Below are 12,125 nucleotides of genomic sequence, written 5' to 3'. Positions count from 1 at the left end.
TAACAAGTATTTTAATTTATGTTGCAACTTACCCTTTCTCTTATTTTATTTACTGCTACATCCCTGTTTTATCTTAGTAACCGCCACCAACGGCTACTAAGCAAACCCATTAATAAAAGTTGGCGCAAGCTCGCATTTATCCTTTTTGTTATTGCAATACCATTAGCCTTATATGCTTTTTCTAATGCGGCAGCCGTATTTTTTATCATTTTAATGATAATGCTCGCTTTAATAATAATTCCGCTCGTAAGCCTGATTAAACACAAGGAAGTAAAATAATGTCATCTGCACAAAGGCAAAAAATAAAACCAACTTGGCTTGGTAAAAGTTTGGCTGGTTGTTTTTTAGGGCTAGCGCTAGCGTTTATTCTCGTTGCTTTTTTTGCATGGTACGGAGCGGGAGGCATAGATGCGCCCGACAAAGTGCAATTTAATATGTGGATGATACCCATTTTATGGTTAACTATTTTTAGCTTCACCTACCTGTTTAGTTCAGCAAAAAATGCTTGGCTGACACTTGGGGGCTTAAATATAACGCTATATAGTTTATTTATAATTTTAAGGAATTGGCTATGAGAGTAAGAGCCGATATTTTGCGTACCTACCAAGGCGTGCATACATGGACAGGAATAATTGCAGGTTTAGTACTTTTTATAGGTTTTTATGCTGGTAGTTTAACCATGTTTAAACACGAATTAGCACAGTGGGCAAACCCCGCCAGTGCACCAGTGACTAAACCACAAACTAACAATCACCAAACATTAGTTGATCAAGCAATAGCTAAGTACCCTGAGCAAATGGGTAATGGTTTTTCTCTCGATTTATTAACAAATCAAGCGCCACTATCTTGGTATAGCCAAGGTAAAGAACGCGGAATGAAACTTGATAATCAATTACAGGTACTCTATCTAAACCAACAAAATAATCTTGTAATACAGCAACAAAGTGAGAATAAACTTGCAGATTTAATAGATTACTTACATCGAACCGCAGGGTTTGCAGGCGAAATTGGGCACGACCAATCAGGCGTATATATACTCGGTATAGCATCTGCGCTGTACTTTTTAGCATTGGTATCTGGCGTAATTATTTTACTACCCACGCTTGTAAAAACCTTTTTTGCGATTCGAAAAGAAAAAGGTGCCAGTCGCTTTTGGCTCGATAGTCATAATTTAGTTGGAATCGCCAGTTTGCCTTTTCATTTAATTATAGCGTTTACTGTGGTGGTATTTGCATTTCATGATCTAATTTATGATGGTCTATCAGCATTTTATGGCGATAAATCCTTTTTTCAACGACCTGCCCCAGCAGCACATAATTATCATATTGCAAACTTACCAAGCATAAATAAACAGCTCCTAGCGGCAAAAAACTACGCTCCAGGTTATGAGCCAATTCATATTTCATTTAGTCGTTTAAATACAAACAGTCCGACAGCAACATTAAAAATGAGTAATAACAGCGCTGTCGTTCGCGGACCTGATACCGACTACTTATTCTTACACCCCTATACATTAGAAGTACTTAACTCAAGCTATCCGCAAGGAGATGATGGTGTTTGGGGTAATATAGTAGGAAGTTTCTTTTCACTTCACTTTGGTACTTATGGAGGTGAATGGGGACGTTGGGGGTATTTTGTTATGGGACTACTTGGCGCATTCTTATTTTACTCTGGTAACTTATTATGGCTAGACAAGCGCTTTAAACAAGATGCCAACAAACGAAGTACACGATTTATGGCAAATTTAACAATTGGTGTTTGCTTAGGGTCAATGATTGCAGTGGTTGCCACTTTATTACAAGCTAAATGGACTAACCAATATATGGGTAACGCAAATTACAGCTATCTCTATAGTTACTATTTGGTATTTTTTGCCTTTGTTGCTTATACCTTTTTTAAAGGAACTCACCACGCTAGCTATTGGGGCTTAATGGGTATTACACTTTTATCTGCTGGAATGGGGGTTTCAACACTTATACAGGCTTTATTAGCTGATGATTTTTTAAAATATTATCAAAGCGGTTTTGTTGATATTAGCGCTGCAGTATTTGCATTAATATTTTATTATTGTGCAAAAAAAGTTAGAAATAAATCAGTAAGCTATGCCGTTATACCTGCAAAATTATAAAGAAAAACTTAATGAGGCGTATTGCACGCCTCATTAAAGTTATAAATTTAGATTTAAAATATAAAAACATTAACTAACGTAGATTAGTTTACTGTGCGTTTAGGCTTTTCTCGCGTTACAAAGTAGCAAATTAGCGAGCCCACTGTTACCAGTACAACCCCTTGCCAAAACGAAGCACTCAGCGTAATAGATAAATACAACGCCGAAATAATAGTAGAAAACACCGGTGTAAAGTACGAAAGCGTTCCCAAAAGCATTAAGTTACCGCCAATAATAGCTTGATTCCACAGTGCATAACCGCTCCCCACGACTACACCAGCTAATAGCAACGTTATGCTTGAGCTGAGCGAAAACGTTAATGGCGCTTCATTACTAAAACCATATTGCGCCCACAAACTCATTGCCGTAACAGTAAAAAATAGCGTAATAGCATTTTTACCATTACTCAGTTTTTGCGTTACTACGCAATAAATAGCCCATATAAACGCAGCAGCTAATGCCATTAGATAAGTAGCAGGATTATCTGCAAAGTTAGTAACAAGCGTATCGAGAGACATTTCTTGATCGCCCGTAATACACCAAGCAACGCCTAAAAAAGCAATAATCATACTTGGGTAAACCCAGTAACTTACTTTTTTACGACCAATAATAATAGAGAGTAATATTGTTAGCGTGGGCCATAAATAATTAATAACCGCCATTTCCATCGCCTGATGACGACTATTTGCCATACCAATAGAAAGCGCCAAGCAAATTTCGTACGCTACAAATAACAAAGTACCTATTACCAAGTAACGTTTTGAAAACCCACTAAACTTGGGCACTCCCATAACCAAAATTAAAAATATCGCACTGACAGAATACATAGCCGCCGCACCACCAATGGGGCTAAACAACTCAGAAATATCCCGTAGTAATGCAACTAAGCAACTCCACAGTAATATTGCAGCGACTCCATATAGTGTATATTTATTTTTGCTTATAAAATCCATTTGCCAATCCAAAAGTACTACTCGTAAATTTGAAACTAAACTAACAGTAATTATTTAATTAAACAATTAAAGTTAATAGCTTAAACCTCTCGCCTGTTTTTAACATTCACACTTTTTAGTAATTGACCTTTTGGTCAGTAAAGCTACAATCAATCAATACGTTAAACACGCAAACTTTATAATGACCACACAAATAAAGCCAAATAAAAAAGAAGTCACACGCGAGAAAAACCAAAAACTAATTTTAGATGCCGCCGAGCAATTGTTTTCGCAATTAGGTTACGACGGAGCAAGTATGAGCATGGTTGCTAAAGAAGCGCAGGTGCCAAAAGCTAATATTTTGTATTACTTTAAAAGTAAGGATGGTCTGTACGAATCTGTGATTGACCGCATAATAGCTAATTGGAACTTAGGGCTTGATAACGTCACAATTAACGACGATCCAGCTACCGTGCTTTATAACTATATTAAAAGCAAAGTAATACTGGCCGTAAATCAGCCAATGCAATCTCGCTTATTTGCTAGTGAAATACTGCGCGGTGCCCCTTATTTACAAAACTACTTTAGAACCAATACCCGCCCTTGGGTTAAACAAAAGGTTGATGTACTTCAAGCATGGATGGACGCAGATAAAATGGATAAGGTTGACCCCTACCATTTGCTCTTTACTATTTGGTCTACCACGCAATATTACGCCGACTTTCAGGCTGAGGTTTTACTCGTAATGAACAAATTAGAGTACGACGAAACCGATGTGGCACAAATTACGCAATCAATTGCCCACATAATTTTAAAAGGTATTGGTCTTAAAATACCTGAGCAAAGTGAGACTTAACCCATGATACCCTTTACTACACCCGATTTATTTGACGATCATCGCGATAACGTGCAAGTAGCAGACAGCGGCCTTTACCACTTTGGTAAAAAAACCACGTTTTATGGCAAAGTAGTTACCGTTACCTGCCCAGAAGATAACTCTTTTGCCGCCGATATATTGCATGAAAATGGTGAAGGTAAAGTATTGGTTATAAACGGGTTTGCGAGCAAACGCTTTGCGTTTATAGGCGATATTATGGCTGAGCGTGCCTTAAGTAATGGCTGGGAAGGCGTAATAATAAATGGCTGTTGCCGAGATATAGAAATACTTGCCACGATGAACTTACCTGTAATGGCGCTAGGCTCTACACCACGTAGTACCTTAAAGCGCGGCTTTGGTGATAAAAACCAAGCTATTACCATGCTTAGCACCACCATAGAACCTAACGATTGGGTTTACGCCGATATTAACGGTTTAATCATCAGTAAAACGCCCCTTATTTAGCACTCAAAACCATATAAATAAAGACCAACTTGGTGCATCTGCGCACCAAATTGGTTTGTTTTAGCTCATTTTAATCTCACTATTTCTACAGCCCACACTTACAAATCTCATACAACCCACTAAATCCTGACCAGTTGGACAGGATTTTAATTTATGGCATTCCTCTTGCTTAGTCTAAGCACTATAAAATCAAAACTACCGATTAAAAAGCACAGCTTTAGCAATTGCATTAAATTAGTGATCTATTATAACGAGAAGAAAATGACGCAGTGAGTGCGCTATTTAATCCGATAAAATGATCATGTTTTTAATAAAATTGGTATTCATAATAATAACCAGCCCGCTTTTTAATCACTCTTAACTTAATAAGTAAGTACTTGGTCAGTTTTATAATAATGAGCTGCAAATGAGTGATAAAAAAAACAACAAAGGTATATTTTGCAATCACGGTCCTACCCTGTGGCAAACAAACCACTCTGGAGTGCTTGCAAACAATCGCTTAGCTGTAAAAGATGTATTTGCAGTAAAGGGCGAGCGTAACAGCGCAGGCAACCCAAACTGGTTTAAAACAGCTAAACCGGCTAAAAATACGGCAAGCTCGGTTAATAAGCTCATGACCGCTGGTTGTAACTTTATAGGCTTTACCCATACTGACGAACTGGCTTATAGCTTAGAGGGTAGTAATATACATTATGGCGCTGCGCAAAATCCTAAATTAAAAGGGCATGCTTGCGGTGGTTCGAGTATGGGGTCTGCTGCTGCAGTTGCTGCTAACTTAGCTGATATTGGCTTAGGCACCGACACCGGCGGCTCAATTAGAATACCCGCCAGCTATTGTGGTTTATATGGCATAAGGCCAAGCCATAACGTGATTGAAAAAGACGGCCTAATACCGTTGGCTCCCCCTTTTGATACCATAGGTTGGCTTACCCAAAGCGCCGAGCTATTAAGCAGCGTTGGCGATATATTATTACCACAACAAGCTATTAATAAAGTAAATACGCTGGTTATTTGCGAAGCACTATTTGAACTCGTTGACCCTGCTTTACAAGCCCCACTTAAACAATTGCTTGAAAAAACCAAGCCTAATTTTAAGCACCATAAAGAATTTGAACTACCTAACAGCAACTTATTAAATGAACTTGCTGATAGTTTTAGAGTACTGCAAGGGCGAGCAATCGCAAAAACGCATAAAGATTGGCTTCAATTGCCGGGGCAACTTCCCCAGTTTGCTCCTGCAATTGCGGCACGTTTTAATATGGCGCTTGCCCTAACTGTTCAAGAAGAACAAGAAGCACTAAAAGTACAAACCCAATGGCAAACACTAATAGCTAAAAACCTAAATACAAACAGCTGTTTATTTTTGCCAACCACCCCCACAACCGCACCTAAATTAGGCGCCGACACAAGCGCCTTACGCATGCAAATTATTACGCTTTCGGCAATTGCAGGGCTTAGTGGCTCAGCGCAAGTGCATTTACCGCTGGCTGATTTAGCAAATGATCATCCGTATGGTTTTTCATTAATGATGAGCCACGGTAACGATAAAAGCCTACTTGCTTGCGTTAAGCACCTAGCTGCACACTTTAAACAGGACACACCGGCATGACCACACACAACATTGCATTTACCGCGTCTCATTTTTCGGCAACAGAGGCGGGTATAAATATACTAAAACAAGGCGGTACAGCTACCGAGGCTATGGTAGCGGCTGCCGCTGCGATTAGCGTTGTATATCCACATATGAACTCAATTGGTGGCGACAGCTTTTGGCTTATCGATAACCCAAGCCAAAAAACGCCTACCGCTATTGACGCCTGCGGCCGCGCAGCAACTAATACAACGGCGTATAACTCGCTCACGCAAATACCAGAGCGCGGCGGATTAAGCGCACTAACTCAAGCGGGTACAATTCGCGGTTGGCAAAAGGCGCTTGAACTAGATGAGCATGCGGCACTACCACTGTCAAAAATTTTAGCACCTGCTATTGAACTTGCTCGCGAGGGTTTTACCGTTACAAAAAGCTTGCAAGCAGGCTGCGAAAAGCTAGCCACTGCTAACAATACCAATGACGCGTTTAAAAACCTCTACATACCCAATGGCAAGCCCTTACAAGCAGGCCAGCATTTTAAAAACCCTAAACTTGCAGCAACGTTTGAATACCTAGCAAAGCATGGTTTAAACGCATTTTATGAAGGCGCACTTGCCAACTCATTTGCCGCCGACTTAGCAAAAGCAGGCAGCTCAATTACCGCAGGTGACATTGCAAATACTAAAGCCGAGGTAGTTACTGCGCTAAATGCAAACCTCAGTGGTATTGATTGCTACAACTTACCCGCGCCAACACAGGGCGTGCATTCACTACAAATAATTGGTGCCGTAAATAAGTTAAAGCATTTAGCTAAAACCGATGCCGACTGGACGCACTTAATTGTTGAGGCAACTAAACAAAGCTTTACCCATCGCCCTACCCTTTGGGCTGACCCTGATGTGTTAGGGGATGATTATAAAAACGCACTAACCGATAATCGCTTAAGCGAACTTGCTAACAATATTGATATGAGTAAAGCCAAAAAATGGCCATTTAACGCAGAGCCTGGCGATACTGTGTGGATGGCAGCCAGAGATAAAAACGGGCAATTAGTCAGCTTTATTCAAAGTATTTACTGGGAATTTGGCAGCGGAATATTAATGAGTGAAGGCGGCTTTGTGTGGAATAACCGTGGTTTAAGCTTTAGTTTAAACAATGAAGATATTGATGCGAGTAACAATATTAACGCCCTTGCTCCTAATAAAAAGCCCGCTCATACACTTAACCCAGCACTGGCAAAGTTTAGCGATGGTCGTCGACTTGCTTACGGAACAATGGGCGGTGAAGGGCAGCCACAAACTCAAGCCGCTGTTTTTGCAGGCTACGCGTGGCGAAATAAATCAATAAAACAAGCAATTAGCGACCCTCGTTGGTTACTTGGACGCACATGGGGCGATACGAGTACAAATTTAAAAATTGAAAAAGAGTTAGTTTTTCATATAGAACATGAATTAAATCAACGTGACCACGATTGGGTAAGCGTTGATAATAATAACGAAATGATGGGGCACGCTGGGGCTATTTTAGATACACCTACAAGCCTTGAAGCTGCAACAGATCCTCGTTCAGATGGACGTGCAACAGTAACTACAGCAGGAACACAATGTCAGAAATAATAAACCAATGGCCAATAGTAGCGGCCTTAATAGCAACCGGTATTTTTGCTGGTATTTTAGCAGGACTTTTTGGTGTAGGCGGCGGTATTGTTATCGTACCTGTGCTGTATTTTTTACTGCAAGGTTTTGGCGTAAGCCCAGAGTCGGCAATGATGATAGCCACCGCTACATCACTTGCAACCATAGTACCTACTTCGCTCTCATCTATTCGCTCGCATCATAGCAAAGGGAATATTGACCTTGCGCTAATAAAATACTGGGCACCATTTATTTTAGTTATGGCCGTTGTAGGCAGCTACTTAGCGCACTCAATACGCGGTAATGCACTGGTACTTATGTTTGCCTGTATTGCTATTTTAGTCAGTTTAAACATGTTATTTAGAGCCGGCGCACCCGCGCTTGTAAAACAACTGCCAGGTAAATTTGGTCAAGGCGTTATGGCAAGTATTGTAGGTGGTTTGTCGGTAATGATTGGCATAGGTGGCGGCACTATTGGCGTACCTATGCTAAACGCATTTAATGTACGCGCCCATGTTGCAGTAGGTACTGCGGCCGTTTTTGGTTTGTTGATTGCGCTACCTGGCGTTATTACCTTATTAAGTATTGGCACAACGCCAACCGATGCTCCCCTAGGTACGTGGGGGTTGGTTAACCTCCCTGCCTTTTTTCTTATTATTCCGCTGACTATTTTATTTGCGCCTATTGGCGTAAAAATTGGTAGCAAGCTGGATCAAAAACAACTAAAACGCGCTTTTGCCGTTGTCTTAATGATAACCGGCATACGCATGCTTATTCAGACTCTGGGAGCCTAAAATATGTTTAATAACACGCAAGTTCAAACCTTAAACCCACCACAGCGTTTATTAATGGGACCAGGCCCAATTAATGCCGACCCTCGTGTTTTACGTGCTATGTCGGCGCAGCTTATAGGCCAATACGACCCAGTAATGACCGGTTTTATGAACGAAACCATGGCACGTTACCGCGAAATTTTTAAAACTAAAAACGAATGGACCATGCTAATAGATGGCACATCGCGCGCGGGTATTGAAGCCGTTTTATGCTCTATTTTACGCCCAGGCGATAAAGTACTAGTGCCAATTATGGGGCGCTTTGGCCACCTACTTGCTGAAATAGCAGAACGCGTTGGCGCAAAGGTGCACACAATAGAAGTACCGTGGGGCGAAGTGTTTACGCCAGAACAAATCGAAAAAGCCATTGTTGATGTAAAACCCCATGTACTTGCTATGGTACAAGGCGATACATCCACCACCATGAACCAACCTCTTGAGCATATTGGCGATATTTGCCAAAAGCACGATGTACTATTTTATTGTGATGCTACCGCATCTATTGTGGGTAACGAACTTCCTGCCGATGAGTGGAAACTCGATGCACTTTCTGTTGGCCTACAAAAGTGTTTAGGCGGACCTTCTGGGTCAGCGCCATTAACACTAAGCGACAAATGCGCCGAGTGGATTCAAAAACGTAAAAAGGTAGAAGCAGGCATTCGCACGACCGAACATACCAATGGTACAGAGCCCTTTGTACGCTCTAACTATTTTGATTTAGGTATGATCATGAATTACTGGGGAGAGGAGCGCCTAAATCATCATACCGAAGCCACCAGCATGCTTTACTGCGCCTCAGAATGCGCCCGCATAGTCATTGAAGAAGGCGTGGATAACTGCGTAGCGCGCCACAAATTACATGGCGATGCCATGCTAACAGGCATTCAAGCGCTCGGCTTAAATGTATTTGGCGATTTAACGCATAAAATGAACAACGTGCTGGGTGTTTATATACCCGAGGGCATTAATGCCGACCACGTACGCGGACAAATGCTAACCGATTTTGGAATAGAAATTGGCACCTCGTTTGGGCCACTTCATGGCAAAATTTGGCGTATTGGCACCATGGGCTACAACGCCCGCAAAGATGCTGTATTACAAACACTTGCAAGCTTAGACGCTTGCTTACATGCCAACGGTTACAAAGGCCCTAAAGGCGAAGCCGCCATTGCCGCCCTCGCTCACTATAAATAAAAAAAGGATTTAGCATGACGATTGTAAGCCCCCTTTTAAAGCCTTTGTTAAACAAAGAACTTGCTGATGAATACGCAACACGCGCTTTATCTCGCTGTAAAACCCTCAGCGCACTATCGCAAATGCAAGACGGTATTCACCGCGTGTACTTATCAAAAGAGCACAAAGAGTGTAACGCCGTTACTGCATCGTGGATGGTTGAGGCGGGCATGCAATCGTGGCAAGACGAAGTGGGCAACCTTTGGGGGCGACTAAAATCATCAAACCCCCATGCTAAACGTTTAATTATAGGATCGCACCTCGACACCGTACCAAACGCAGGTGCGTTTGATGGTATTTTAGGTGTACTACTGGGGATAGAAATTGCAGCGCTTGCACATAAGTTAAAGCTCGACCTGCCCTTTCATTTAGATGTAGTGGGCTTTTGCGATGAAGAAGGCACTCGCTTTGCCACAACTTTAATTGGCTCAAAAGCCCTCGCTAACGAATTTGACCCACAGTGGCTAAACATTGAAGACACAAACGGCATAACTATGCGCCAAGCCATGCTCGACTTTGGCTTAAATCCCAACAACTACGCAAAGGCCGCACTAAATAAAAGCGAATTACTAGCTTACTGGGAAACTCATATAGAGCAAGGTCCTGTGCTCGAATCGGTTAATCAGGCGTTAGGCGTTGTAACGGCCATTGCAGGGGCAAAACGCGCCATGCTTACCCTAACAGGCCAAAGCGGTCATGCGGGTACAACCCCAATGAATTTACGTCAGGATTCGTTAGCAGGCTGCGCCGAATTAGTAACCGAAATTGAAAAACTAGCAAACAATGCTAAAAATGGCGAAGTTGCCACCGTAGGGCAAATACAGTCTCGCCCTGGGGCTACAAACGTGATTGCAGGCAAAACAACCATAAGCCTAGACGCACGTGCACAAAGCGACACCGATCTCGCTAATTTACTAAGCGCCATACAAAGCAGCGCACAGTCTATAGCAAGCAAACGCAATTTAACGCTTGATTGGCAATGGACACACGCCGCCGGTGCCGTTGCGTGCGACACCACTATTCAGCATTTGTTTTCAAGCGCATGTAAACTCAACAACCAAGTATCGCCTTCACTTGCCTCAGGCGCTGGGCACGATGCAATGGCAATCGCTCCAATTTGCCCCGTTGGCATGTTATTTATACGCAGCCCAGGCGGTATAAGCCATCACCCAGCAGAGGCTGTTATCGACAAAGATGTAACAAAGGCACTCAGTGTAATGTACAGCGCGCTTTTACTTTACGTGAAAGAGTATGAGTGATTTTAAGGGAATCGAGTAAACCAAATAGATTAACTTGGTATGCTTAGGAATTTAAACCTCCTCAAAGTCATTTGGAGGTTATTACTGAAGGCAGGTAAATGCAGGAAAACACAGGAATATACGTTATTTAAAGTAGCTTTATCGAGCTGCCCTTTGCTCTTTTAGGCTAAGGCGTTTATGTGAGCTATATACATGTTGAATGTTTGTATCATTGACCAAATATGCATCCATTTCAACGGTAATTAGCCCCGATAATGGCTTGATTTCTAGAACACCCAACTCACCTAAATTTGCAGATAGTAAAGTATTATTCCTAAAAGCGAACAAAGTTTTGTCAGTATCTCGTAAGTCACCATTCACATATAATTTAGCACCACTAAACCAAGCGTTAATTATTTTAACTTTGATTGACTTAACAGTAAATTCAAAGGATTTTCTCATCAGATCTCCATACCCAGAAAATGTAATTATTATACTTTATGTTCTTATATGTTTGGCGCACAACCACTTTCGTTTAATACCCGCTTAGTCGATGCTGGGTAATTTTTTAGTGCAGCCAAAGGGCGAATTGGCCGCTGCACCAAATTACCTGAGCAGTTTGGGCACACGTTATTTAACAGCGCTTGAGCACAGCCAGAACAAAATGTGCATTCAAATGAACAAATAAAAGCCTCTGTGGACTGTACAGGTAGATTCTTATCACAACATTCACAATTAGGTCTTAAATCTAGCATTTAGAGCTCCCTTTTATCCACCCAATGCTGAGTAAATATCTATTACCTTTTATAACTTTTGATACCTGATGCTCACTTACATCAGGGCGGAATAGCTTAACCCGCTTTGTTTCAAATATCGGATTACTGCAAATAAACTCACCACCCAAATCTGCTTTTTTAAGCACTATATTCAATCGATAGTGTTTACCAGATTCAACTTTGTCTGTGTGTGGTGCTATTTCACTTCCTTGTGGGAATTTAAGCAAATATGTATCAAATTTAATTGGCCACGTAGCACCACAAATCAACATTTTATCGTAGCCTGACTTTTGCCTACCTCGCTCCCAACAAAATAATTTACTCAAAAAAAACATGCAATCCCTCGAAACAGCTAACAAGCAGCAGGTTAACTCGTTTT

General features: G+C 41.5%; 12 protein-coding genes. 8 read left to right on the top strand and 4 right to left on the bottom strand.

Annotated elements, in window-relative coordinates:
• Positions 1–571 precede the first annotated feature (571 nt).
• On the top strand, positions 572–2,128 hold the full coding sequence (locus PARC_RS18700; protein ID WP_010553596.1) for a PepSY-associated TM helix domain-containing protein: 1,557 nt from the start codon (positions 572–574) through the stop codon (positions 2,126–2,128).
• Between the two features lie 83 nt (positions 2,129–2,211).
• On the opposite strand, the gene yddG is transcribed toward PARC_RS18700, so the two are convergent.
• On the bottom strand, positions 2,212–3,120 hold the full coding sequence (gene yddG / locus PARC_RS18695) for an aromatic amino acid DMT transporter YddG (RefSeq protein WP_010553595.1): 909 nt from the start codon (positions 3,118–3,120) through the stop codon (positions 2,212–2,214).
• Between the two features lie 181 nt (positions 3,121–3,301).
• Between yddG and PARC_RS18690 the strand changes: the two genes are divergently transcribed.
• The 7 genes from PARC_RS18690 (at position 3,302) to PARC_RS18660 (ending at position 10,991) form a co-directional block, all read left to right on the top strand.
• Positions 3,302–3,955, top strand: a complete 654-nt coding sequence (locus PARC_RS18690) for a TetR/AcrR family transcriptional regulator (protein WP_004334664.1) — start codon at positions 3,302–3,304, stop codon at positions 3,953–3,955.
• A 3-nt stretch (positions 3,956–3,958) separates the two neighbouring features.
• Entirely contained in the window at positions 3,959–4,441 is a 483-nt protein-coding gene (locus PARC_RS18685; RefSeq protein ID WP_010553594.1) for a putative 4-hydroxy-4-methyl-2-oxoglutarate aldolase, read from the top strand.
• Between the two features lie 406 nt (positions 4,442–4,847).
• Entirely contained in the window at positions 4,848–6,050 is a 1,203-nt protein-coding gene (locus PARC_RS18680) for an amidase family protein (protein ID WP_010553593.1), read from the top strand.
• Positions 6,047–7,648: a gamma-glutamyltransferase family protein gene (locus tag PARC_RS18675; RefSeq protein WP_010553592.1), complete on the top strand. Its 1,602-nt coding sequence runs from the start codon at positions 6,047–6,049 to the stop codon at positions 7,646–7,648. Before PARC_RS18680 ends, PARC_RS18675 begins: the two co-directional genes overlap by 4 nt.
• A complete protein-coding gene (locus tag PARC_RS18670) occupies positions 7,636–8,460 on the top strand; it encodes a sulfite exporter TauE/SafE family protein (protein WP_010553591.1) in 825 nt (274 codons plus the stop codon). The genes PARC_RS18675 and PARC_RS18670 overlap by 13 nt, the downstream gene beginning before the upstream one ends.
• A 3-nt stretch (positions 8,461–8,463) precedes the next feature.
• Positions 8,464–9,693, top strand: coding sequence for a pyridoxal-phosphate-dependent aminotransferase family protein (locus PARC_RS18665; protein WP_010553590.1), 1,230 nt, complete (start codon positions 8,464–8,466; stop codon positions 9,691–9,693).
• A gap of 14 nt (positions 9,694–9,707) precedes the next feature.
• On the top strand, positions 9,708–10,991 hold the full coding sequence (locus PARC_RS18660) for an allantoate amidohydrolase (protein WP_010553589.1): 1,284 nt from the start codon (positions 9,708–9,710) through the stop codon (positions 10,989–10,991).
• 138 nt (positions 10,992–11,129) lie between these two features.
• Here PARC_RS18660 and PARC_RS18655 read toward each other — a convergent pair whose 3' ends face one another.
• The 3 genes from PARC_RS18655 to PARC_RS18645 are packed head-to-tail and all read right to left on the bottom strand — an operon-like array spanning position 11,130 to position 12,081.
• A complete protein-coding gene (locus PARC_RS18655; protein ID WP_010553588.1) occupies positions 11,130–11,432 on the bottom strand; it encodes a hypothetical protein in 303 nt (100 codons plus the stop codon).
• Between the two features lie 44 nt (positions 11,433–11,476).
• Positions 11,477–11,725 carry a DUF1272 domain-containing protein gene (locus PARC_RS18650; protein ID WP_010553587.1) on the bottom strand — a complete coding sequence of 83 codons (249 nt, stop codon included), beginning with the start codon at positions 11,723–11,725 and terminating at the stop codon, positions 11,477–11,479.
• Positions 11,719–12,081 (bottom strand): 2OG-Fe(II) oxygenase, encoded by a 363-nt coding sequence (locus tag PARC_RS18645; protein ID WP_010553586.1) that lies wholly within the window; start codon positions 12,079–12,081, stop codon positions 11,719–11,721. The genes PARC_RS18650 and PARC_RS18645 overlap by 7 nt, the downstream gene beginning before the upstream one ends.
• Between the last annotated feature and the right edge of the window lie 44 nt (positions 12,082–12,125).

This window comes from Pseudoalteromonas arctica A 37-1-2, from assembly GCF_000238395.3.
Taxonomy (GTDB): Bacteria; Pseudomonadota; Gammaproteobacteria; order Enterobacterales; family Alteromonadaceae; genus Pseudoalteromonas; species Pseudoalteromonas arctica.
The sequence above is the reverse complement of the archived record's forward strand: the minus strand, read 5'-3'. Positions and strand labels throughout refer to the sequence as shown.